General features: G+C 36.8%; 19 protein-coding genes. 14 read left to right on the top strand and 5 right to left on the bottom strand.

The window, feature by feature from the left end; genetic code table 11:
* The first annotated feature begins 103 nt into the window (after positions 1 to 103).
* Complete coding sequence (locus FBD94_RS25980) at positions 104 to 277, top strand: hypothetical protein (RefSeq protein WP_169472337.1); 174 nt, start codon at positions 104 to 106, stop codon at positions 275 to 277.
* A gap of 129 nt (positions 278 to 406) precedes the next feature.
* Here FBD94_RS25980 and FBD94_RS17025 read toward each other — a convergent pair whose 3' ends face one another.
* The 3 genes from FBD94_RS17025 to FBD94_RS17040 all read right to left on the bottom strand — a co-directional run bounded on the left by FBD94_RS17025 (position 407) and on the right by FBD94_RS17040 (position 2,949).
* Positions 407 to 1,372 (bottom strand): cyclase family protein, encoded by a 966-nt coding sequence (locus FBD94_RS17025; RefSeq protein ID WP_131608658.1) that lies wholly within the window; start codon positions 1,370 to 1,372, stop codon positions 407 to 409.
* 20 nt (positions 1,373 to 1,392) lie between these two features.
* A complete protein-coding gene (locus tag FBD94_RS17030) occupies positions 1,393 to 1,680 on the bottom strand; it encodes a putative quinol monooxygenase (protein WP_131608659.1) in 288 nt (95 codons plus the stop codon).
* 780 nt (positions 1,681 to 2,460) lie between these two features.
* Positions 2,461 to 2,949, bottom strand: a complete 489-nt coding sequence (locus tag FBD94_RS17040) for a GAF domain-containing protein (protein WP_136881095.1) — start codon at positions 2,947 to 2,949, stop codon at positions 2,461 to 2,463.
* Positions 2,950 to 3,139: 190 nt separating this feature from the next.
* Between FBD94_RS17040 and FBD94_RS17045 the strand changes: the two genes are divergently transcribed.
* From FBD94_RS17045 to FBD94_RS17085, 9 genes are all read left to right on the top strand, one after another.
* Complete coding sequence (locus FBD94_RS17045) at positions 3,140 to 5,320, top strand: S46 family peptidase (RefSeq protein ID WP_136881096.1); 2,181 nt, start codon at positions 3,140 to 3,142, stop codon at positions 5,318 to 5,320.
* A 67-nt stretch (positions 5,321 to 5,387) separates the two neighbouring features.
* Positions 5,388 to 5,639, top strand: coding sequence for a hypothetical protein (locus FBD94_RS17050; RefSeq protein ID WP_131608663.1), 252 nt, complete (start codon positions 5,388 to 5,390; stop codon positions 5,637 to 5,639).
* Between the two features lie 329 nt (positions 5,640 to 5,968).
* Complete coding sequence (locus tag FBD94_RS17055; RefSeq protein ID WP_136881097.1) at positions 5,969 to 6,526, top strand: hypothetical protein; 558 nt, start codon at positions 5,969 to 5,971, stop codon at positions 6,524 to 6,526.
* A gap of 262 nt (positions 6,527 to 6,788) precedes the next feature.
* Positions 6,789 to 6,950: a hypothetical protein gene (locus tag FBD94_RS17060; RefSeq protein WP_225874691.1), complete on the top strand. Its 162-nt coding sequence runs from the start codon at positions 6,789 to 6,791 to the stop codon at positions 6,948 to 6,950.
* A gap of 219 nt (positions 6,951 to 7,169) precedes the next feature.
* Positions 7,170 to 13,796 carry a polyketide synthase gene (locus FBD94_RS17065; RefSeq protein WP_136881098.1) on the top strand — a complete coding sequence of 2,209 codons (6,627 nt, stop codon included), beginning with the start codon at positions 7,170 to 7,172 and terminating at the stop codon, positions 13,794 to 13,796.
* 5 nt (positions 13,797 to 13,801) lie between these two features.
* Positions 13,802 to 17,833, top strand: coding sequence for a non-ribosomal peptide synthetase (locus FBD94_RS17070; RefSeq protein ID WP_136881099.1), 4,032 nt, complete (start codon positions 13,802 to 13,804; stop codon positions 17,831 to 17,833).
* A 26-nt stretch (positions 17,834 to 17,859) separates the two neighbouring features.
* Entirely contained in the window at positions 17,860 to 18,540 is a 681-nt protein-coding gene (locus FBD94_RS17075; RefSeq protein WP_169472338.1) for a 4'-phosphopantetheinyl transferase family protein, read from the top strand.
* Between the two features lie 72 nt (positions 18,541 to 18,612).
* Complete coding sequence (locus FBD94_RS17080) at positions 18,613 to 19,446, top strand: cupin-like domain-containing protein (RefSeq protein WP_131608668.1); 834 nt, start codon at positions 18,613 to 18,615, stop codon at positions 19,444 to 19,446.
* A gap of 3 nt (positions 19,447 to 19,449) precedes the next feature.
* The gene (locus FBD94_RS17085) at positions 19,450 to 20,238 is read left to right on the top strand and encodes an FkbM family methyltransferase (RefSeq protein WP_136881101.1); all 789 of its coding nucleotides are present in this window, start codon (positions 19,450 to 19,452) and stop codon (positions 20,236 to 20,238) included.
* Here the strand turns inward: FBD94_RS17085 and FBD94_RS17090 are convergent.
* Together FBD94_RS17090 and FBD94_RS17095 are read right to left on the bottom strand one after the other, a co-directional pair.
* A complete protein-coding gene (locus tag FBD94_RS17090) occupies positions 20,233 to 21,405 on the bottom strand; it encodes a glycosyltransferase family 2 protein (RefSeq protein ID WP_136881102.1) in 1,173 nt (390 codons plus the stop codon). The genes FBD94_RS17085 and FBD94_RS17090 overlap by 6 nt on opposite strands.
* Before the next feature lie 7 nt (positions 21,406 to 21,412).
* Positions 21,413 to 22,324 carry a glycosyltransferase family 2 protein gene (locus FBD94_RS17095; protein WP_136881103.1) on the bottom strand — a complete coding sequence of 304 codons (912 nt, stop codon included), beginning with the start codon at positions 22,322 to 22,324 and terminating at the stop codon, positions 21,413 to 21,415.
* 344 nt (positions 22,325 to 22,668) lie between these two features.
* On the opposite strand from FBD94_RS17095, the gene FBD94_RS17100 reads away from it, so the two are divergent.
* From FBD94_RS17100 to FBD94_RS17115, 4 genes are read left to right on the top strand one after another with little or no spacing between them, the layout of a single operon-like run.
* Positions 22,669 to 23,541 carry a beta-1,6-N-acetylglucosaminyltransferase gene (locus FBD94_RS17100; protein ID WP_136881104.1) on the top strand — a complete coding sequence of 291 codons (873 nt, stop codon included), beginning with the start codon at positions 22,669 to 22,671 and terminating at the stop codon, positions 23,539 to 23,541.
* On the top strand, positions 23,529 to 23,903 hold the full coding sequence (locus tag FBD94_RS17105) for a sugar 3,4-ketoisomerase (RefSeq protein ID WP_131608673.1): 375 nt from the start codon (positions 23,529 to 23,531) through the stop codon (positions 23,901 to 23,903). Before FBD94_RS17100 ends, FBD94_RS17105 begins: the two co-directional genes overlap by 13 nt.
* Positions 23,878 to 24,975 (top strand): DegT/DnrJ/EryC1/StrS family aminotransferase, encoded by a 1,098-nt coding sequence (locus FBD94_RS17110; protein WP_136881105.1) that lies wholly within the window; start codon positions 23,878 to 23,880, stop codon positions 24,973 to 24,975. Before FBD94_RS17105 ends, FBD94_RS17110 begins: the two co-directional genes overlap by 26 nt.
* Before the next feature lie 8 nt (positions 24,976 to 24,983).
* Positions 24,984 to 25,799, top strand: coding sequence for a methyltransferase, TIGR04325 family (locus tag FBD94_RS17115; protein WP_136881106.1), 816 nt, complete (start codon positions 24,984 to 24,986; stop codon positions 25,797 to 25,799).
* Positions 25,800 to 25,980 lie beyond the last annotated feature (181 nt).

The following is a 25,980-nucleotide window of genomic DNA, read 5'->3' on the forward strand; positions in this document are numbered from 1 at the left end:
AACATTAACACTGTTGTTTTTGCAAAGCTGTAGCCTATTAAAAAAAACAACTAAAACGGTGGTAAATGATACCCAGAATAGCTCAAAATTTAGCGATTTCAACATGCTCAATATTAAAACTGCGGATAAAGAAACCAACATTTTTACCTATTGGGATAGCGGTGTGGTTTATCAATATCAAAACATCAGGGAACGAGTAGACCAGACCGAATCGGTAGATTTAAAAACAACAGATCAGCTTACTACAAAAAAAAGATGTGGTGATAAAGGAATCTGAACCGCCTGTTTTATGGATTTATGCAGGGATTGGATTGTTGTTAATTGGAGCACTGATTGTTTACTGGAAACGCTAGTTATAGAAGAGAAGTTCGATACACGTTGATTATAGAACTTCTCTTCTATATTTTTAATGGATTGCCACAGGATTGATGTTAACCTGGGTAGAACCTTTATAAAGTGGTTGCCCCAAAACGAATAAAAATTCCCAAACTTTATCCCTAACCAAGGCCCGGCTATCAATCAGCTCCAGATTGTATATTCCTTTTTTAGCAAGCATAAACTGGTTGACCGGGAATTCGTCATCCGTTTTCGGATTGGGATATATTTCGGAAGCCCAAGTATCACCGCCGAAGGCAACAATCCCCTGATCTGCCAGCCATTGTGCAGCTTCCATACCAATACCAGGTTCTACTTCAAGGAACTGTTTGTTGTCTTTTCCGATCAATTCCAGCCAACCGGTATTAAATAATATCACATCACCTTTACGGATAGTTATACCTTGTTTTTTAAGTACCACCTTGATGTCTGCAACTGTAAACTCAGTATTACTGGGCACAATATCCTTACCATAATACGCGGTCATATCCAATACAATGCCACGGGTAACGATTGGTGGTACTTTTTCAACACCAAGCTTTTTCACACCTTCCACTGTTACAAAATCAGCGGCCTTGTTACCGTTATAATACACATTGTCTATACCGATATGGCCGATACCGTTAAGCTGGGTCCCCACTCCTGTCCACGCGCTTACATATTCATCATTCAGGCTAAACTTATTCGGTCCCAAAGTTTGTCCTCCTTGCTGGCCTGGTTGGATATTGTACAGGTAGAAGCTACGGTGACGATATGCTGGTAAGTGCTTATCCAAGGGTACCGCCAAAGGATATGTCTTACCTTTTTTCACCAATTTCATAGCCTGCATAACCACCTCTGGCGTTATAAGATTTGCAGCTCCGATCTCGTCGCCGGCTCCATAGGCAGATTGGTACCAACTGGTATCTCTGGGATTTATATGCTGGCTTTGGGCGTATAATGGCGTTCCGCTTACCAGTAACAGTCCCCCTATTTTTAAATAATCTTTGATTTTCATTGCTGTAATTTTTACTCTTTTTAAATTAATTCCGTCAATAAAACTGTTGGCTGTTCCTGTAGCTTCTCTTCGACTAATTGGCCGAAGGCTTTGATATACGGTTTCTGATTGTGTGCATCAAAGCCCTCTTTATTTTTCCATATTTCATAGAAAGTGAACAGGTTTTTGTCGTCAATACCCTGATGCAGGACGTAAAGCTCGCAGGCCTCCTCTTTATGGGTTTGCTCAACCATATTCTGAAGAATCGAAAGCACTTCTTCCCGATATTGCTCTTTTGCCTTAATTATGGCTGTTATATAAATTTTCATAGTAATTCTTTTAATAGTATGTTCTTCCTTCTCCCCTTTGATTAAAATGAGAAGGCAAAAATAGCCCACACAAAAGCATTATAAAAATAAGACAACTCATACATACGTATCATAATAATGATAATACATAGCTGTAGTTAGAAAATTGATAGTATATGTCGAAAAAGAGGAATAATGCCTATAGAACCATTTAGTTTTGAAAAACTTCCAGAAGTAATCAGGAGCCAAGAAAAGAAGCCGAAGAAAATTTGAAATTTATCACGAAGAAGAACGATTCTGTCTGAAGAACGTGGCGATAAAATAATTATTTACTGACATAGCAATTATAATTATTCTAATAATTAATTAATATACATCTATTACGATTAAAAAATAAATTAGTGGAGGAGTTGCGCGTACCGATTATTCAAGGGCTTAATGATTTATTATTGACGTTGGATATTGATGCAAACCATCAGGTACGATTCATTTTTCAGAATATGACTAACAAGTATTCCCATGAATATAGTCTTTAGAGTAGTATACCACTTCCGAATTGTTGTATTTTAAAATAAATTCAAATACTGAAATAGTAAAGTACAATTTGTTATTCCATGGATTATTAAGATGCTAATTGGCTTTCCTAGTCCTGCTTCTAAAGTACCGTTCAGTTTCTTTGTCCATGAAATAGACGTAACATGCATTCATACCTCTTCCTAAAAGAACTCGACAGGTATTTTTTACTAGCTGAAGAAAGTCCCTACCTTTTACCATTTCTGTTTTGCTTTAAACATAGCGTAATTAATAGCAATTAGTCCCATCAAGCAAACTAATTATTTCCTTTAAATACTTAGCATCAATATCATCAAAATGAGAAAGATATTCGCTATCCACATCTAAAACTCCAACTACTTCTGCTCCTTTAAGCAGCGGCAAAACAATTTCAGATCTGGAGGCTGATGCACAGGCAATATGGCCTGGAAATTGATCCACATCATCCACAATCAGGATTTCATTCTGCTGCCATGAAGTACCACAAACACCCTTTCCCTTTTTTATTCTGGTACAGGCTACAGGCCCCTGAAATGGACCAAGGACTAACTCGTCTCCCTTAACCAAATAGAACCCAACCCAAAACCAACCGAACTGCTCTTTTAAAGCCGCAGCAATATTAGCTAAGTTCGCAATCAGATCATCTTCACCGGTGATCAATGCTTTTACCTGAGGAATAAGGGATACATACTGAGATTCCTTATCTATATTTCTGCTTATCACTAAATCTTCTGCCATTATAAATTTACTTGAGTTACAAAAATACGAAACTTAGACAAATACCATTAACGCTCCTGCTTTAAGGTTATCTTGAGGATTTCACACGCTAAACCGCTAAAATAATTAAATTTGATTTTTTTTAACAAACCATCAATTCCAGAATTGATGCCAGCTGTTCGAAACTAACTATTAATAAATACAATCATAAATGAATAAAAAAACCTTAATCACATCCCTACTAACATGCTCGCTACTTACTGTGGGCGTCTTGCAATCAGGCTACAAGCCCTGGGAAGAAGGCATGTTCCCTTTAAGTGAAATCCATAAGCTGGATTTAAAAAAAGCCGGGTTAAAAATCAATCAGAATGAAATTTACAATCCCAATGGCACCAGCCTTGTTGATGCATTAGTCAACGTCGGCGGATGTACCGGATCTTTCATTTCTAATCAAGGACTAATCATCACCAATCACCACTGTGCCTTTAGCGCCGTACAGCTTGCCAGTACACCTGAACACGATTACTTAACCAATGGCTTTGTAGCCGCAACACATGAACAAGAAATTGAAGCAAAAGACCTAACATGTCGAATTACTGATAGTTATGAAGACGTATCTGATCGTATTTTAGGTGCCGTTGCTCAAATCACCGATCCATCATCAAGGCTGAAGTTAATTAACGATGCCATGAAAAACATAGCCGTTGAAGCGGAGAAAAAAGACCCTAGCATACAGGCAGAAGTTTCGGAAATGTTTATTGGAAAAACGTATGTATTGTTTAAATACAAAACTATACAGGATGTTAGATTGGTATATGTTCCGAACCGCCAGGTTGGCGAGTATGGTGGAGAGACAGATAACTGGGTATGGCCACGCCACACTGGAGACTTCTCTTTTATGCGTGCTTATGTGTCGCCAGATGGTAAACCAGCAAAATATGCTAAAAACAACATCCCTTATACACCTAAAAAATTCTTGAAGGTAAATCCTAATGGAACAAATGAAGAAGATTTTGTATTTATTTTAGGTTACCCAGGACGAACTTTCCGCCACCGCCCTGCTCAATTCATCGAGTATCAGCAACAGTTTGTACTGCCTTATGTATCGAACTTATACGACTTCCAGAATACAACCATGGAAAATGCAGGCAAGAAAGACAAGGCTACTGAAATTAAACTGGCTACCAGAATCAAAAGAAACGCCAATGTTTTAAAAAACTACCGTGGCAAGCTACAAGGTCTAAAAGGAATAGATCTCATTTCGCAAAAGAAGACGGAAGATGCGGCACTTGCTAAATTCATCAACAACAATGTTGATGTTAAAGCGCGCTACGGCAACTTAATGAGCGACATAGACAACCTTTACAAGTTAATTAACGGTGATGCCAAGCGGGACCTCTGGTTAACGCAAGTGTACAATTCAACTAGCTTACTAGGTGTATCCAAAAACATCAATGCGTTTAAAATGGCGCTTGATGCACAACCAGGAAACCAGAAAGAGGCTTTCTTTAATCAAAACAAGCCACGCTTAAAGCAATTTTTAGCAGGCAATTACGAAGCTTACGACATTGATGCCGACAGAAAGATCTTTAAAAAGATGCTTATGGATGCTGCCCAATTTTCTTCAGACCAACCTGTAAACGCAGTTGCTAAAATCTCAAATAAGTCTACAGACCAAGAAAAGGCAATTGATGACGTTGTAAACAACATCTTTGGGACGACAAAGCTAAAAGACACAGCCTATGTGTTCAACACTTTACTAGCATCCGCAAAATCAATATCAGCTTACAGCGATCCGCTTTTATCTTTTGAAAAGGATATCGCCAGCCAGATTACGGAACTAAAACCCGAAAAAGATCGCCGTGATGGGGTATTGAATAAATTAATGGGCGACTATGTAAATGTGAAAGAGAAATTTCTTAAAAAGGATTTTATACCGGATGCAAACAGCACTTTGCGACTTACCTACGGTTACGTAAGAGGATATTGGCCTGCTGACGCTTCTTATATGCGCCCTTACACGACCATCAAAGGTATACTGGAAAAAGGAACCTCAGGAAACCCTGAGTTTGATTATCCAGCACAAATAAGGGCACTTTGGGAAGCTAAAGACTTTGGTCCCTTTGCTAAAAAAGATTTAAAGGATGTGCCTGTAGCCTTCCTATACAACATGGACACGACCGGTGGTAACTCCGGCTCTCCAGTGATGAATGCGCAAGGCGAGTTAATCGGTGTAAATTTTGACCGTGCTTATGGCGCTACCATTAACGATTATGCCTGGAATGAAAGTTACAGCAGATCTATTGGAGTTGACATTCGTTATGTATTGTGGGTAGCCGCTAAAATTGACAAAGCAAACTTCCTTTTGAAGGAAATAGGGGTTAAGATTTAACGCCATTTAATTAAAATCGACACACGAAAGCCATCCTTAAAGGATGGCTTTTTTAAAACAAAAATACATGAGAGTAATCGCAGAACTACCGCATCCAGAATGCAAAATCACGTTGTTCAATATGAACCAGAAATACATCATAAAATTTGAACAGGGCACACTTGAACAAAGCTACAAATTATCGGAACTTGACTTAAGCGGAGGGGGAGCAAACGAGATTTTTCAGATCTTGGATGAGGCATTTATAGCCACCGTTGTGGAACGTTTTAAAGGCATGAGGTCTGATTTTTCTGAAGCTTACAACAGGCAACAGTACTAGTTCATCAAAACAATACTAACTAACTGTAATACAGCACGAATAAAACCGCAACAAAACTATATTCTGCAATTCAGATGGTCATCAACCCAAAACAAAACGTTACAGTAAATTAAAAGTTAAGAAGAAATGATTTATGTAAGCTGAAAAACAATTAGTTAAACAATATCACAAAATATAATTCGGAAGGCCAAAAACGCCAAATATAATATAAGTCAGCAGCTTTTTAACCCCTTCTACCCCCTATTCAAACATACAAATTTAAAACCTTTCAGCACTGAATATGATTTGAATTTTTTGTTTAAAATAAACATGACTACCTTGCAACAATCATGAAAAGTAAAACCATATATATCGCACTATTCTGCTTTGTCATTTTATATACTTCGTGTAGTAAAATAACGGAGAATATACAAGAAGACATCTTCGTTAGTGACACCGTCGCATTTAATATACCCATACTGGCTGACATCACATCTACCCCAATTATATCGGGAATAGTATCGACTTTAAATCTGGAAGAACAGCTCAAAAAAAGTGCAAATAGTTATGGTATTGAAAATATCAAAGCAACTAAAATCACGAGTTTGAATTTGAAGTTGGATACCCTACCTAAGCTTGATGTCAATAATAATTTTGGCAATCTGGAAACTGTAAATTTTGGAATTCCAGCAAGTGGAAAAGTGGCCAACATAGCCGTTACCACTATCCCTTCGACTTCAACAATTATCGGTCTGGCTTTAACCCCGACTATTCTTCCCGGTGACTTCAATTCTTTTCTAATCAACCCATCAAGAACTTATAGTATGGCTGTTAAAGCGAAAAAAGTCACCACCACTCCGTTGAAAGTAAAAGGAACACTGACCTACACAATTACGCTATCTAAATAAGAGTCGTTTTCTAACATAAAAATCCTTATATTTGCACAAAACGGGATATTTATTACACTATTCTCTTAATATTACTTGCCAATTAATCCTTTGATTGGGTTTCAATTTCTCCAGGTTGCTGATCCGTTGCCGCCGAGAATTAAATTATATCCAGACCCACAATGATCTTGAATCATGATGCAGTCTACAACAGGTAAGAGCAGAGAAAAGTTATTTTTTTAACTAACACATTGAATTTATGGCTAAATCTCAGGCAACCTTCATGAAGAAGCAACTAGAAAAGAACAGACAAAAGAAAAAAGAAGATAAAGAACAACGTAAACAGGAGCGTCAACAGAACTCTACTGGTGGAGATCTAGAAAGCATGATGGCCTGGGTAAATGAATTTGGAGAAATTGTAAATACTCCTCCAGAGAAAAAATAAGCCCTTATAGTATATAACAAACAAGCCAATCCTGAGTAGGATTGGCTTGTTGCGTTAAAGCGCTTTTCTTAAAGAAGTTAAGCGCCGCTTTTTGAAACAAAAAAGCAATCAAACATAGATAAACCGCAATAATTGTTAAAATATATTTCATATCTTTAACGGTAACTTTTTTCGTTATAAACAATGTATAATTAGGATCAAACGCTCAACTTATTCTATATGCTTAACAAAAACACAATTATTGATTTGTTCTCTGAGCAAGTAGATAAAGTGCCCGAGAATATTGCTGTTGTTTTTGAAGGCGCTCCACTTACTTACAGAGAACTTAACCAAAGGTCAAACCAGCTTGCACATTTTTTAGTTCAAAAAAATGTGTTACCAAATGATAGGGTCGCAATTTCGACCGACCGTTCTATTGACACCATAATTGCATTATTAGCGATTATTAAAACAGGTAGTGCCTATGTGCCTATAGAAATTAGCTACCCAAAAGACCGTATTCATTTTATAGCAGAAAATTCAGGAGCAAAATATGTCTTAGTTTCAAAAAAAAGCGCTGAGCTATATGATGATCTCCAGGACAGACTGTTGTTGACTGAGGATGCTTTGGATCTAGCCAAAGACCTATCGAATGAGAATTTAGTCTTAGAAACAGCACAGGATAGGTTAACCTATATCTTACATACTTCGGGTACTACAGGAAACCCTAAAGGTGTTTGCATGGGCCAAAACGCCTTGGTTAACTTACTGCTATGGCAGAAAGAAAAATCTATTGCGGACGAAAAAACAAAAACGTTACAGTTCTCCCCTCTTAGTTTTGATGTTTCCTTTCAGGAGATTTTTGCCACACTAACTACCGGTGGTACTTTAGTCCTTATTTCTGAAGATTTAAGACTAGATCCGCTAAGGCTATTGAATTTAATAACCGAACAAAGTATAAATCGAATTTTCCTACCATTTGTTGCCTTGCAATCTATTACGGAAAGTGCTGTAGCGAGTGAGGTATACCCAATTGCATTAAAGGAGGTGATGACTGCTGGAGAACAGCTAAAGATCACTCCACAAATTATAAAATTTTTCTCACAAATACCTGAATCGACACTTTACAATCAGTACGGCCCCACTGAAGCACATGTGGTCACCGAGTTTAAGTTATCAGGCGATCCAGCGCAATGGCCAGCGCTCCCTTGTATTGGTGAGGCGATTTACAACACTAAAATTTTCATCCTTGATGAAAACCGGAATGAGGTACCTCATGGTGAAGTAGGCGAATTATGCATTAGTGGCCTATGTTTAGCGGATGGGTACTTGAATTTGCCGGAAATGACTGCTGAGAAGTTTACTTTTTTACCAGAATCAACTACTCGAATATACCGAACCGGAGACCATGCTCGCTTTCTGTCTGACGGAAATATAGAATGCCTGGGTAGAGCTGATCATCAGGTTAAAATTAGGGGACATCGGGTTGAATTGGGAGAAATTGAAGTGGTGATCACCCAACAACCTGATATTGCTCAGGTTGCTGTTTTACTTCGTGAGGACTTTCCAGGTAGAAAAGTCTTGGTTGCTTATTTGATTGGGAAGGAACAAACTTACACCGGAAACAAGCTAAGAACGATTATTTCGCAGTCTTTACCCGATTATATGATACCGGTATCATTTGTTTGGCTACAGGAATTTCCGAAGACAACAAGTGGAAAGGTGGATAGAAAAGCCCTTCCAAAACCAGATACCAAAAGGCCAGAGACCAATATCATTTATAAAAAGCCATCAACGGAAAAAGAAAACGAGATTGCTCAGATTTTGATAGAAATCTTCGGCTATGATAAAATTGGGGTAAATGACAGCTTCTTTGAAATTGGCGGAAATTCTTTATTAGCGCAAAAGACTGTTGCAGAACTAAAACGACAATTTGGCTATAGTTTACCTGTTACAAAGCTATATCAATACCCCAGCATAGCGGGGATGGCCATGTACCTGGAAAAAAACTTTACAGAAGAAAAAATAACCCCTAAGAAATCTACCAATGATCATTCAAGGGATATAGCCATTATTGGAATGGCGGGGAAATTTCCAGGAGCAAATACAATTGAGGACTTTTGGAACCTATTGGTTGAAGGAAAGGAAACGACTACATTTTTTACGTCTTCAGAAATAGATCCAAGTATCCCCGATCAGCTTAAAAATGATCCTTCGTATGTTAAAGCCCGGGGAATTATAAAGGATGTAGATAAATTTGATCCTGCTTTTTTTGGAATAAATTCAAAACTAGCGGAACTAATGGATCCACAGCAGCGAATTTTTCTGGAGATTTCCAGAGAAATCCTGGAGAAAACGGGGTATCTGCCCTCAAAACATAGCGCTAAAGTTGGTGTATTTGCAGGCAGCGGTAACAATACCTATTATGAAAACAATGTACTTTCCCATCCCAACTTGATTGAAAACCAGGGTAAAATACAGGTTTCAAGCGTAAATGAAAAGGATTATATCGCTTCGCGTACAGCCTATCACCTAAACCTTAAAGGACCCGCTGTAAGTGTAAACTCTGCCTGCTCCACTTCATTACTCGCTATTGCGCAAGCTGTAAATAGCTTGAGAGCTCATCAATGTGAAATTGCCATTGCTGGTGGATCAAGTGTGACCTCCCCCATAAATAGTGGCCATATTTACCAGGAAGGAAGTATGCTTAGTGCCAATGGCCATTGTACCCCTTTTGATGATAGCGCTACTGGAACTGTTTTTAGTGATGGCGCCGGTGTCGTACTCTTAAAAAAACTCGATGCTGCTATAAACGATGGTGATAAAATATATGCCGTTATAAAAGGTATTGGAATAAATAATGATGGTTTTGGAAAAGGAAGTTTTACTGCACCCAGCGCTGAAGGTCAAGCCGATGCCATTGCTTCAGCGATTTCGGATGCGGGAGTAGATGCTGCTGAGATCAGCTACATTGAAGCGCATGGAACAGGGACACCAATTGGTGATCCTATTGAGTTTGAAGGTCTTGTGGATGCGTTCGGATATCAAAATAGAACTCAATTTTGTGCAATAGGTTCTGTAAAAAGCAATTTTGGCCATTTAACGCATGCTGCAGGAGTTGCCGGTCTAATCAAAACCAGCTTAGCCCTATACCATAAAAAAATACCTGCTTCTTTAGGTTACAAAACACCTAATCGCAATATAGATTTTAACAATAGTCCATTTTACGTAAACGATAAACTTACACACTGGAACACGAGTACTAAAAGAATAGCGGGAATCAGCTCTTTTGGTGTAGGCGGAACAAACGTTCACGTTGTAATAGAAGGATACGAAAATACCATTGAAGAACAACCGGAGCATAATGCCTTAGCGCTGATTACCTGGTCGGCAAATTCAGAAACTAGTAGAGATGCTTATGCTGCTGCCCTTCATGATTACTTAACACTGCACCCGGACACTAACCTGGCCGATCTTAGTTATACGCTTAGAAAAACGAGAGATGATTTCAAATACCGCAGATTTCTGGTTTCAAATTCAATTACAGCGCTAAAAGAATCATTGGCACTGGAAAAACAAAACACATTAAACGTAAACACACTACATGAATTACCTGAAGAAATGGTGTTTACATTTCCTGGTCAGGGCGCCCAGTATTTAAATATGGGCTTAGACCTGTATCTACAGGAGCCCGTTTATAAAGCTGCAATTGATTCCTGTGCAGGTATACTTAGAACATACATTCATGAAGATATCAGATCAATCATATATCCGGAAATCCTATCTGATGAGGCGAATGCGAGATTAAAGGATACAAGATATACCCAACCGGCATTATTTGTTACGGAATATGCCTTGGCAAAACTTTGGATGAGCTGGGGAATTGGTCCAACATTGTTATGCGGTCATAGTGTTGGTGAATATGTAGCTGGATATTTATCGGGCATCTTTTCTTTAGAAGATGGCTTAAGATTGGTCGCTACCCGAGGTAAATTGATTAGTGAACTTCCTTCGGGAAGTATGCTATCGGTTAGAAAGGAAAGTACCGGCCTTACAGCGCTTTTATCAGGCGATCTATCCATTGCTGCGATAAACAGTGCTAAATCTTGTGTAGTAGCAGGGCCAACGGATCAGATCACTGCATTTGCTGCGCTGTTAGACGAAAATGAAATTGCCAATAAGCTTTTATTTACCAGCCATGCATTTCATTCGTCGATGATGGATCCGATACTGGACGAATATAGGGCTGTTGTTGCCCAGGTCTCCCTCTCCATTCCCAAAATTCCTATTGTCTCTACAGTAACCGGAGATTTATTAAGTGATGAAGAAGCTACCAGTATAGATTATTGGACCTCACATTTAAGGAAAACTGTTCAATTCTCTAAGGCAATCGAAACGATACTTGATCGGGATTTACCTTTATTTTTAGAAGTTGGCCCTGGAACGGTGACTTCAACATTGATTAGACAGATTGCTGGTTTTAGTGCTTTATCTGCAAAAGCAATACCTAGTCTTAATCATATAGAGAATGATCATGATTCTGTACTAAGTGCTTTAGGTCAGTTATGGAACAATGGAGTTGAACCTAACTGGGATCATTTTTACGCTAACCAAAAACGAAGATTTATTGATCTTCCCACCTATCAGTTTGAAAGAAATCGTTATTGGGTAAATCCGATACCTTTGAAATCAGATTTTTCGGAGATTCAAACTCCACTAGAACTAACCAAACAGATTATACCAATTAATACGGCTGTGATGAGAAAAACTAACCTGACCAAAAAAGTTAAACAAGTATTAGAAGATGCTTCAGGTATTGAAATGAACGGTATTGAATTAAATAGAAATTTTCTTGAAATAGGATTAGACTCTTTGCTACTCACACAAGTTGCAATTTCATTGAAAAGGGAATTTAGCTTGCCTATAACTTTTAGAAAACTGAATGAGGAATATCCATCAATCGAAACTTTAGTAGATTATTTAGATAAAAATACACCTCAAGATGTGGTTAATCATACGGAAGACCTTGCTCCTCCTGTATTAAACCATGTACAACACCCTGCTTATGTTGCTCAAACCGCAAACAACGGTCACCAAAACGGTAATTTTAATGCTGCCGGCGATAGCGCTTTAGGTTTGATTGCACAGCAGTTAGAAATATTATCAAAACAAGTCATGTTGATGCAGGGAGCCCCTATTTCGGTTAACCAACATGCCACACCGCAGCCTATTCCTGTAAATGGAAAAAAAATAGAACCTGCCGATATTAGTGCCAATATAGAACTATCACAGGAAGAAAAGGCGGAAATCCAGAAACCATTTGGTGCGACGCCAAAAATAGAGCGTCTATCTACAGATTTAGATGAAAAGCAATTGGGCTTTATTAAAGACTTAACTGAGCGGTACAATAAAAAAACACTTAAAAGTAAAACATATGCTAGTGACAGCCGTCCATTTATGGCTGACCCTAGGGTTGTGTCTGGCTTTAGGCCGACCACAAAAGAGCTTGTTTACCCGATCGTAATCAACAAATCGAGTGGAAGCAAACTTTGGGATATTGATGGCAATGAGTACATTGATGCCTTGAATGGTTTCGGCTCTAATATGCTAGGTTATCAACCCGAGGTAATTAAGAATGCGATGCATGAGCAGATTGAAAAAGGTTATGAAGTTGGTCCACAACATGAACTTGCGGCCGATGTAAGTAAGTTGATTTGTGAATTTACAGGTTTCGATAGGGCTGCGCTTTGCAGTACCGGCTCTGAAGCTGTGTTGGGATGTATCCGAATTGCCCGTACAGTTACTGGTCGACATTTAATTGTTGCATTTACCGGCTCTTATCATGGCATTATAGATGAAGTTTTAGTAAGAGGAACTAAAAAACTAAAATCATTCCCGGCTGCTGCAGGTATTATGCCTGAGGCTGTCCAAAATATTCTGGTTTTAGATTACGGCACGGATGAAACGCTTGCCATCATTAAAGAAAGAGCAACTGAGATTGCGGCCGTTCTGGTTGAGCCTGTTCAGAGTAGAAGACCAGAATTTGTTCCGATAGACTTTTTAAAGAAAGTAAGAGAAATTACCACCGATGCTGGCATAGCACTAGTTTTCGATGAGGTAATTACAGGTTTTAGAATGCATCCGGGTGGAGCGCAGGCATTATTTGGTATTGAAGCTGATTTAGCATCCTATGGGAAAGTTATTGGTGCCGGCGTCCCTATTGGTGTGATTGGTGGTAAAAGTTATCTAATGGATGCCTTAGATGGTGGAAATTGGACTTATGGAGACCAGTCCTATCCTGAAATTGGGGTAACTTATTTTGCAGGAACATTTGTTCGCCATCCCCTGGCTTTGGCTTCTGCAAAGGCTTCCTTAACTTATATGAAGGAAAAAGGTCCGGCTTTGCAACAAGGTTTAAATGAAAAAGGTGCCTATTTAACCAAAGCGCTGAATTCTGAATTTGAGAAAAGGCAACTTCCAATTTACGTTGCCAATTACGGGTCCTTATGGAAAATTAAATATCATGAGGAGTTGCCTTATAGTGAATTGATGTTTGTTTTAATGAGAGAAAAGGGAATTCATATTTTGGATGGTTTCCCATGTTTTTTAACGGAAGCAATGACTTACCCGGAAATAGATCAACTGATCAGTTGCTTTATTGAAAGTATGGATGAAATGATTGATGCTGGCTTTTTTCCATCATTAGATCAAACGATGGATACCCAGAAATCAATTTCAGTAGTCATAGATGGAAATAATCCACCTGTTAAAGGCGCTAAACTTGGAAAAGACAAATCTGGAAACCCTGCATGGTTTATTGAAGATCCAAATCAACAAGGGAAATACCTACAAATAGAACTTAATTAGTGATCATGGTAGATGCTCTAAAAAGTAATAATTTTATTGAAGTTGACTTTAATCCATTCGAAGAAGGAAAGGATATTGAAAAAGTTATTGCCCTTAACGAATCTCAAAAAGAAATCTGGCTTTCTTGTATTATCGGCGGGACGCCAGCCAGTCTGGCCTATAACGAATCTGTTTCACTTGAATTAACGGGTGAATTTGATATCAACACCTTTCAAAAAGCAGTTAACTACACCGTTCTTCGTCATGAAGCCTTGCGTGCTAATGTTTCTCATAATGGCGAAAGCCTAATCATCTATAAGGCGGTTGATTCAGAAATAATCTTTGAAGATATTTCCTCGATGGATCCTGCTACGGTTAATGAACACTTAACTGATTTTGTTAATCATGAAATCGGAATCCCTTTTAACCTTAACAATGAGGTTCTTTTTAAATTTTTCCTTCATAAAGTAAGTGAAGACAAGTATTATTTAACCATTATCATACATCATATTATAGGTGATGGCTGGTCAATAGGGATAATTCTGGAAGATTTAAGTACTTTCTATAATGTTTATTCAAAGAATGAAATTCCTAGAATTGATCCTCCAGCGCAGATTAGTACCTACGCTTTAGAACAGGCTGCTTTTAATACGACGGAGCACTATAAGGAGACACAAAAATTTTGGCTAGACCAGTATAAAGATGATGTGCCTGTACTTAATATGCCATTGGATTATAACAGGCCGCCAACAAGAACTTATGAAGGAAAAAGAAATGATTATACGCTTGACGGTGAACTTCTTGAGGCGATAAAAAAACTATCTGCTAAAGCAATCTGTAGCGTAGTATCTACCTTAATTGCCGCATTCGAAGTTTTTTTATATAAGCAAACCAATCAAGAAGATATCGTATTAGGCTTACCATCTGCTGGGCAGCTAGCGACTGAACATTTAGATCTGGTAGGGCATTGTGTGAATCTATTACCTTTAAGAAGTAAGATAACTCCGGACATTCCATTTATTGCGTATTTAAAGAAACGCAAAAATGAAATATATGACGCTTATGATCATCAAAAATTAACGTTCAGCGAGTTACTAAAAAATTTAAGCATTAAAAGAAACAAGGCTAATATCCCATTAGTACCAGTAGTTTTTAATGTTGATAGAGGGATGGATGACAATGTTGATTTTATGGGTTTAACACATAGAATTATTTCTAATCCCAGGGTTTGTCAAACTTTTGAAATCTCGCTAAATGTTAACGGCTCAAAAGATGCTATGATTTTTGAGTGGGCATACAATACCCAGCTTTTTGCTTCTGAGACGATAAATAGAATGATGGAAGATTTTAGTGGGTTATTAAAAACACTAACATCAAATCCTGAGGTATTGATCTCTCAGGCCCTTGCGAAGGATAATCCTTTCCCTGAGATCACACCAGCATATTGTGATTTCCCTGGAGATAAAACAGTCATTGATTTATTTTTAGAACAGGTAAAGAAGCATCCGCAACATAAAGCGGTTACAATTGAAGGAAAGTCTTTATCCTACGATACATTAAATACGAAGTCCAACCAATTGGCCAATTATTTAATAAGTTCGGGTATTAAAAAGGGCTCCCTCATCCCTATCGGTCTACAACCCTCTTTAGAGATGATTGTAGCCATTTTGGGTATTTTAAAAGCTGGTGCGGCATACGTACCCATAGACCCAGAGTACCCTATATTCCGTATTAAGCACCTCTGTGAGGAATCAAAAAGTAACATCATCATCAGTGATCAACTGAATTATAATAAATTACAAGAAATAAATGACATCAATATTTTAGCTATTGATGAGGATAATTGTAAAGTTTGGCAAACTGAGACCACTACCCCATCGGTGATTGTAACCCCAAATGATCTGATCTATATTATTTACACTTCGGGTTCAACAGGATTACCAAAGGGTGTGATGATTGAACATGGTTCGATTATGGATTATCTTTTTGGTTTGAAAGCTAAGTTACCCATTTTAAATGAGTGCAAGACTTTTGCGCTTGGTTCTGCAATATCTACGGATTTAGGTAATACGACCTTATTTAGTGCATTAACTCTTGGAGCTGAGCTTCATATTTTTGCTAAAGACAGGTTCAATCACGTCTCTTATATTCATGACTATTTTGAGAAAACCAAAATTGATTTTCTTAAAATAGTTCCTTCGCATTGGAAATTTTTAATACATGATGATCAGGAATTATTCCCAGAAAAACTTTTAATGTTTGGAGGAGAATCTTTACCCGGGGAGTTTATCAAAAAGATTAATGAATCTGACGTGAATTGCACGGTAGTAAACCATTACGGCCCTACTGAAACTACAATAGGAAAATTACTTCATATTGTTAATAAAGATAAATTATATCCGACTAGCGTTCCTATTGGCCAGCCTTTTTCCAACGCCTCGGTATATGTACTGAACAAAGACTTGAAATATTGTCCTGTAGGTGTGCCGGGTGAATTATACATTGGTGGTGCTGGTGTTGCAAGAGGGTATTTAAACAACCCGGAAGTAACTGAAAAATCATTCATTTTTAATCCAAATCCGCAAAATGGCGATCACATCATTTATAAAACAGGTGATTTAGTAAAATGGTTGTCAGATGGAAACATTCAATACCTTGGTCGTATTGACGATCAGATAAAGATAAGGGGTAATAGAATTGAAATTGGCGAGATACAGAATGTTTTACAAAAACATCCAAATGTTAAGCAGTCGGCTGTTTTGACCGAAGATGTGGTGAATAATGAAAAGCAACTTATAGCTTACCTGGTTACAGAGACTGATATTGATAAAGAAAATATTATCGCTTTTATGCGGGATAGGCTTCCTGACTATATGATTCCTCGTATGCTCATCAGGTTACCGGAACTTCCATTAACATCGAATGGAAAGATTGATAGAAATGCACTGCCAAAACGTGATCTACTTCATGTTATTGAAGAGCATACATTTGTAGCTCCTCAAAATAAAGAACAGGAATTAATTGCTAAAATATGGGCAGAAAACCTTGGGCTAAAACAGGTAAGTATTATTGATGATTTTTTTGAACTGGGTGGACATTCCATGATCGCTATAAAAGTGATGGTTGAAATAGAAAAGCAAACAGGAATTCGACTTCCACTTGCCATCCTTTTTGACAATTCGACTGTAGAAAAACTGGCTTTAAACTTAACTAAACCCAAGCAAGAATTAGCCTGGGATTCCCTGATTCCGATTAAGAGTACGGGGAATAAACCGCCTCTTTATATCATTCATGGGCAGGGAATGAACATTATCATTTTTAAAAACCTTTTAAATGAAATTGACGAAGACCAGCCAATTTTAGGCATACAACCTAAAGGCTTAAATCCTGAAGACGAACCTGAAAAAACCGTAGAAAAAATTGCTGCAGGATATATTAATGAAATCATTAAAGATAATCCCGAAGGTCCATATTTATTAATGGGTTATTCTTCCGGGGGAACAATTGCGCTTGAAATGTCAGAGCAATTGCTGGAAATGGGAAAAAGGGTCTCCTTTTTAGCACTTCTTGATACTTATTATGACGGAGATAGTTACCTCCGTCTTATAAAAGAGGGTAAGATTGCTGAAGTTTTTAATCACGCTATAAAATCTGTTGGCTGCGCTTTTCTATACTTTTCTATGCATCCAAAGGCCTTTATTGAACATAAAATAAATTTCACCCTCGGAACATTATATAATTACTATAAAAAACTTAACCCTATCAAGGTGGACTTATCAAATCCATTGTACGTTTTAGATAGACTTCAAAAGGCGCATCAAAAAGCTTTTCGAAAATATAGGTTAAAAAAGTATAAGACGGATGTGACGCTTTTTAAAGCAAATGATAAAAAAATGAGTTACATTTCTAATATGCAAAGTAATGGTTTTGCTCCTTACATGGGGGGAAAATTAACATTTGTTGAGATTCCGTTAGCGCATTTACAATTTTTCGACCCTAAGCATGTTCACGTTTTTTCGACAAAATTGCAAGAGGAATTAAACAAGGTTACGCCATAGTTAGCCTTTATGATAAGCTAAATAGATTGAAAAATTTTATAGATCATCCGATTACCTGGCGTAACTATACTAGTGATAGCTATATAGACAAAAAATGCACGCATATTTTCAAAATATCGATAGCTGATTTTGATAAAATAGTAGCGCACTATCCGACTGTTCTTCGAGCGGATGAAATTGAAAAAGCAGGTCGCTTTAAGCATATAGAGGACGCGAAAAGATATATTATTGGAAAGTTTTTTCTGAGAACAATTCTTTCAAAAACACTAGGTATCGAACCATCAGCTATTCTTTTTTCACATATTGGAAATCAGAAACCACATATTGCAGCACAACATTTTAACATTAGCCATAGCGGCAATTTTACGATCATAGCCATAAGTCCACTCCCGATTGGGATAGATATTGAATTTATTAAAAATGATTTCGATTTTAATTCCTTATTAAAGGTGTGCTTTACCACATCGGAGTTAGGGCACATCAAAAACGCAATTGATTTCTATACTTTCTGGACCAGAAAAGAAGCTGTACTTAAGGCAAGTGGTGAAGGAATAATTGATAATCTGCATGCCATTGATTGTTCTGAAAATACGGTATCCAGAGCAGGTGCTAACTATAAACTAACGAGTAACCAACTTGATGAAGCGCACATAATCAGCTTGGCGATTAACACTTTATGTTTCAAAAATGAATATTGGTTTTTCTAATCTCCAATATTTCATGTATATTCATTCATATTTTATATAGGTATTAAAATTCTAAATTTAACAGCTTAATTCATGGATATTCAAAGGGTTGATGACATCTCTCATCACGAATTTATGACTAATTTTTATGAACCTGGGATTCCGGTTGTTTTTAAAAATGCATCGAAGGTTTGGAAAGCCAATGGACTATTTAGTCCTGACTGGTTCAGAACGAACTATGGCGAACGAACTATTAAAAAAAACGGCGAGACTTATACGATGAGTCAAATCATGGATTTAGTGGAAACCAGCACTGAAAGCAATCCAGCCCCTTATCCTTTAGTATTTAATATACCGGACCAAATACCTGAACTATTACCACTCTTGAACCCGCTTAATCTAAATTATGCTAGTCCAAATTGGTTAGAGTCCAAATGGTTTCAAAAGGGGTATTGGGGTAGCGCTACTGAACTTTTTATTGGTGGTCCAGGTGGCAAATTCCCATACTTACACTTAGATTATTACCATCTTAATGCCTGGATAACTCAATTGCATGGCGAGAAGCGTTTTACTGTATTTCCTAGAGGACAGGAAGATCTACTCTATCCTAAGCCAGGCGATCCATGGCGTTCTGAAGTGAATATTTTTGAGCCTGATTATGAGAAATTTCCAAAGTATAAAGAAGCGACTCCCATTCACTTTACTGTTGGTCCGGGAGAAACCCTTTTTATTCCTTTTGGCACCTGGCACTCTGCTTATTCACTGACATCGACCATATCGGTGGCTTTTGATCAAATGAACAGTAAAAACCATAAAGATTTTTTAAAAGATGTTTGGTCGTTTAAACGTAGAGAGGGCCTTATGAAAGCCATTACCATGTACAGTTACGCATGGCTTGGTTGTAAGATGGGTGACACCTTAAAATAACATATGAAGGCTATAAAAGAACTTGCCAAGAAGGTAATAAAATTACATCCGCAAACAGATGTTAAACCGCTCAAAAATCTTATTCATGTTGGCTCAGAACACCATGGTTACAAGGTCCCAGATAATTTTTTAAATAAAGACTCCATATGCTATTGTATAGGAGCTGGTGAGGACATCACATTTGATACCGAATTAAAAGTATTGTATGATTCAAAAATTTTCATTTTTGACCCCATGCCAGAAGGTGTCAATTACTTCATAAAGCTAAAGGACACTGTTGCCCGAGGAGAAACATTTGGTGTTTTTGATGACCCTGTATTCCAATACCGGATCAATTCTCAGCAACTAGAAGAAATTACCTACGTAAATAAAGGGGTTTGGGACGAGAATACTATATTAAAGTTTTATGCACCAGATCTTGAAAACTACATATCTCATTCTGTATATCTTTTTAAAGATTCAGCCGAATATATTGAAGCACCAGTAGATCGCCTGTCTAACTTTATGAAGGAATTTAATCATTCTACAGTAGATTTGGTGAAAATTGAAATCGAAGGTGCTGAGTATACTGTTATTGATACTATTGTTAAAGACAAACTCGATATTAAAGTCATCATGATCGAGTTTGATGAAGTCTACCATGCGAAAGGCTTAGGACATAAGTTAAGAATAAAGAAAGCTTGTACCCAACTTAAGAAAGCAGGTTATGTTTTAGTGCACTCTACTTACATGCTAAAACGAACTTTTGTGCGCGAGGATGTCTACAATCAGTTAAAGTCGATGGAATTATAACATTTTTCTTTTTGATTTCTCCCAGGCTGCGCTTTGATTTTTTCTAAAATATCTAAATATCCCTGCTATAACAGCGTAATTCATTACGCAAAAATAGTATGGGATAAATAGTGCTTTTATCCTGATGTTTCTTTGCTCAAAATACAAGCCTAACAGACTTAAAGCATAAAAAGAGGCTTGTAATGCAAAGAGAATCTGATAAAATAGAATTTGTGTTTGATAGGCGATTAAGGCATTTAAAATAAAAACGATAATCAATAAAAACGGCGTAATTGTCCACCTTAATACTCTATGGCTTATATACTGAAATGTGAATACCGGGTAATAAAATGGGTTAGCAGCTCTTTTTAACCTTAAAATGGATTGAATTCCCCCGGCAGCGATTCTAATTTTTCGTTTTAATTCTTCGCTGGTATTTTCTGATGCGGTCTCCATAGCATAGGCATTAGCTTCGTAAGCAATTATATAGCCTTTTTCAGCTATTCGCATGGCAATCATATGATCGTCTATTATGGTATCAGACTCAACGGGTTGGTAAAGAGCTGTCCTTATGCTAAATAGCTCCCCTGCTGCGCCAACATTGGAGTAAAGCTCATAATCCAATTTTTTAAGTAAGGATTCGTACTTCCAATAAAAGCCCTCGCCTGCGGAGCTGGCATCGGCCTTCTCTGCTACGAGTATCCTTTTTTCTCCGGCAACGGCACCAACTTTGGGATTTTGATAGTGCTTCACCAATTCAAGAATTGCATCCTCATTTAAGAATGTATTGGCATCCGTAAAAACAATGACCTCGCTAGTCACAAAGGGGATCGCTCTTTTAATTGCAGCCATTTTCCCTGCTCGTAAATCCTGATGTAATAAGATAATCTCAGAATGCACCCGCACCTTATCTGGAGTGCTATCAGTAGAGCCGTCTGTAACAAACATAATCTTGATCTTATCCTTAGGATAATTAAGTTGCAGCGAATTTGTTATTTTTTCATCTATCAGGTCTTCTTCATTGTAGGCTGCAATAACGAGGGTTACACTTGGTAAATTAACATTTGTCGCAAAATTAAATGGCTTTGCAAATAGCCGTTTAATTTTTACAAGGATGGATAATAGGAAACCATAACCTATAAAAGTGTATGCGACAAGAGAAAGACAGATCCAAAAAGTTACTACCATTTATTTTTTATATTTTAAAACCAAGTTTATCACTGTTTTTTGAATTTGTAAAATTCCACAATACACCTTTAAAAACCCATTTAATCAAATCTGATCGGCCTTTCAAAAGGTAAATTATAATCTGTTTGGGGCACGCGATTAATGAATAATAAACACTAAAAAGAAAAGTATTTAAACCACCAGTATTTCTTCTGATGAATAATATCCGATTCCTAGTCATAAAGTATGTTTTTAGGCTACTTTCTTTGCCAACACTTATAGACTCCTTATGATATACTCTCGTTTTTCCTGTGAACCAAATCTTTTTGCCCGCTTTTTTAAATTTCTCGCACCAATCCAACTCTTCATAATATAGAAAGAATTGTTCGGCCATTAACCCTACACTTTCCAGATCAGCTTTCCGGCACATCATTGCAGCTCCATGGCAGTAGCCAGTTTCTCGACTATCAGCATTGTACTGACCTTGGTCCGTTTCCATGCTTCCTATCCCTTTATTTCGGCATGTTAAGTAATTCATTTCTGTAAAACCTGCGTACTGTATAATATTAGGCTGCTCGTAATATAGAAGTAAAGGAGATATAATACCGATCTCTGGATATTGTTTAAATTCTGTAATTAATGTTTCAAGCAGCCCCTTAACAATCTCAGTATCGTTATTGAGAAATAAAATATAATCGCCTTTAGCTATTTTAACACCTAAATTATTTCCACCTGCAAATCCCAAATTAACTGCTGACTTAATATAGATAAGATCAGGATAAATCTCTTTGTAGGCATTTTCATGATCCTCTCTACTCCCATTATCCACCAGGATCACCTCAACATTATCCAGCTCAGTGTTCGCTTTTACAGATTTAAGAAAATCAATTGTTACCTGCGGCTGATTAAAATTTACAGTGATTATCGAAGTGGTTTTCATATTGTAGTAAAAGTAATTCTTTTAGCTGTAAAACAGTAAGCTATTTGAAGATGCAATACAGATCATTTCTTATTTTGATAGCGCTAGCCCCTAATGCTCGATATGAATTTAGAGCTTTAAAGGAATATTTACATAAAAAACTATAAAAAAAACTTTACTAATAAATTACTTTCATAAAGCAAACCGATAATATAGATAAATAGGATAATATTTAAACCAAAAGTTACAAGTAACTAATATATTACCAATTTCATAAATATTATTGTTCCTCTTATTATGATTTAATTCCTACTTTTGCGCAACGGGCTACAATCTACTACCTAATAGATCTTTAATTAATAACCATGCGCATTGCTCATCTTATTTTAACTTATACAAATCCATTCCAAACTGAAAGGATGATCAGAAATATGATGCATGAAGATTTCGACTTTTACATTCATGTTGACAAGAAGTTTGATATTAATCCTCACCTGTTCCTAAAGACTTTACCCAATGTTTATTTCATTAATAACAGAGTAGATGTTAAATGGGCTGGATTTAACACCGTTATAGCAACTTTTACATCCATTAAAGAAATTATTGCTACGGAAAAAAAATATGATTTCATTAACCTATTAAGTGGCCAGGACTACCCTCTCAAACCGGCTGCTCAATTAGTAACTTTTTTTGAACAAAATAAAGGTAAAGAGTTTATTAGTTTTAAGGATATAAAGAATGACTGGAAAGAAGGATTGATCCGAATGGAGCGCTACTTCCTCTCAAATTATAATTTTAAAGGAAAGTATACCATAGAAAAGGTTATCAATTTTGTGATGCCGCCAAAAAAAATACCGTACAATATGCATCCTTATGGTAAATCTATGTTCTGGATGCTTAGTCCAGAGGCTGCAATGTACGTTGTTGAAAAAGTTGAGAATGATAAAAAATTAATGCAATTCTTCTCTTTTTGTTGGGGAAGTGACGAATTCGTATTTCAAACTGTGTTAATGAACTCAAGTTATAAGGATAAGGTCATCAACGAAAATTACCGCTTTATAGATTGGTCCTTAGGTGGTGCGAATCCAAAAATTTTAGATGAAGGTGACTTTAAACCTATTCAAGAATCGAACATGCTATTTGCCAGAAAAATGGATATGGTTAAAAGTTCAAAACTAATGAATCTAATAGACAGTAATCTTTTAACGCTTCTTGGTGTATTGACATGGCACATATAATTAACCTTACAACCTTTAAGGATACAAGAGGTATATTAACTGTATTAGATAAGGTTGTTGATTTTGAAATTAAACGCCTCTTTTACATTTACGCAGTTGATAATTCTGACCGTGGTGGCCACAGACACCACAATACCTATCAGGCTGCCATATGTATTCAAGGTTCTTGCCAGATAACTAATAATAATGGTAAGAAAACGGAAGTATTTGATTTAGACTCCCCAGAAAAATGTTTAATTTTAAAACCGGAGGATTGGCATATAATGCATGATTTTTCAACTGATGCTATTTTACTTGTACTAGCCTCTACTGCATTTGATCCAAAAGATTACATCTATGAACCATACGATAATCCCATATGAGAATTTAAAAACGCTAAATAAGCCTTTTGAAGATGAGTTAAAACAAAAGTTTTCGGATTTTTTGGATAAAGGCTGGTATATTCTGGGGGAAGAAGTTTCTTTATTTGAAAAGGAATTTGGCGACTTTCATAAAGAAAAATATGTAGTAGGTGTTGCAAATGGATTGGATGCACTTATACTTTCGCTAAAGTGTTGTAATTTTAAAACAGGGGATGAAGTTATTGTTCCATCTAACACTTATATAGCTACTATCCTGGCCATATTACATTGCGGTTTAACACCTGTGTTTGTTGAGCCTGATATAGCCACTTACAACATTAATCCTGAAGAAATAAAGAAGGCGCTCACCAAGCGCACCGTAGCCATTATGCTTGTTCATTTATATGGCCAATGTTGTGACATGGACGCTATTACTTCGATCGCTAAAGAGAATAACCTAAAATTAATAGAAGATTGTGCGCAAGCACATGGTGCCACTTTTAAGGGACAGATTGCTGGTACATTTGGAGATTTTAGTGCTTTTAGCTTTTATCCCACTAAAAACTTAGGCGCATTAGGCGACGCAGGGGCAATCATCTGTAAATCTGAGGATGATTATAATACATTAAGGCAACTTAGAAACTACGGATCCGAGAAAAAGTACCACAATGGTATAGTGGGATACAATTCAAGATTAGATGAAATACAAGCTGCTTTCTTAAGAATAAAACTACCCCATCTACGAGAGATTAATGCGCATAAAAAAAAACTAGCTTCAATTTATCATTTAGGTTTAAGTAATGATTTTATAAAACCCGTAATCAATAGCGATTTTATAAATGTATATCATATTTTTAATATAAGGCACCAGGAACGTGACAGACTTAAGGACTACTTGCTTGCCAATCATATTGGAACAGAAATACACTATCCGATTTCTCCGCATAGACAAAAAGCCTTAAAGGCTATGAATCATTTAAATTATCCGATTTCTTCTGAGATTCATAAGACGACATTGAGCCTTCCTTGTTCCTTTGCACACCAAACGGATGATATACACAGAGTAGTTGACGTTCTAAATAAGTTTAAATAACTAAATGTATGCACTATCTGATAAAAGAGTTTATCCCTCCCATCCTAAATACCTTAAGATGGTATAGCTTTAAATATGGATGGAAAGGACGATACAAAACCTACGAAGATGCAAAAGAAAAGTGCAGTGGCTATGACGAAAATCACATCTTACAAAGGATAATTGAGACGACCAGTAAGGTAAAAAAAGGAGAAGCAGCTTACGAGCGTGATGGGATTATCTATGATGAGGTAAAAATCAATTTCCACTTGTTGAATGTGCTCCTTCTGGTTTCTTCCGGAAATGGAAATAAATTAACAGTTATCGACTTCGGGGGATCATTAGGGACATCCTACTATCAGAACATTGGTTATTTATCTCATTTAACCAGCCTAAACTGGTGTATTATTGAGCAACCTAAATTTGTAGAAACCGGCAAACAATCATTTGAAAATGAACATGTTAAATTTTTCAATTCAATAGAAGAATGTTTATCTAAACACCCTAACCCGGATTTAGTATTGATATCCAGCGTACTGCAGTATATACCAAAACCATATGATCTCCTAAAAAAAATCCAATCTTATGACATCCCTAATCTTATGCTTGATTTAGTTGGGTATAATGATAAAGCTGAAGATAGAATCACGGTTCAGCATGTACCTCCCATTTTTTATGGCATTGAGGCCTCTTACCCTTGTACATTTTTTAATCGATCAAAATTAGAATCTCAGTTAAAAACCAACTATTCCAAAACATTTGATTTTATTTCAGAACAAGAAAGATACTACGTAGGACTTAAACCATTTAGATATGAGGGGTCATTTTGGCAGTTAAAGACCTAGTGCAACACTTACTGAATGCCAGGACAGCCTTTTCATAAATAAAAATATGAATTGATTTTTATTAGCTTTGTTAGTACAGAATAACATTCATCAATACTTTATCAACTTCATTTTTTTTCCTTTTTATGATTGAATCAATAACTCAGAAATTTAAGAATCTTAAGAGTAATTTAAACATAAA

Origin of the sequence: Pedobacter hiemivivus, assembly GCF_005144565.1 — a bacterium.
Lineage (GTDB): Bacteria > Bacteroidota > Bacteroidia > Sphingobacteriales > Sphingobacteriaceae > Pedobacter > Pedobacter hiemivivus.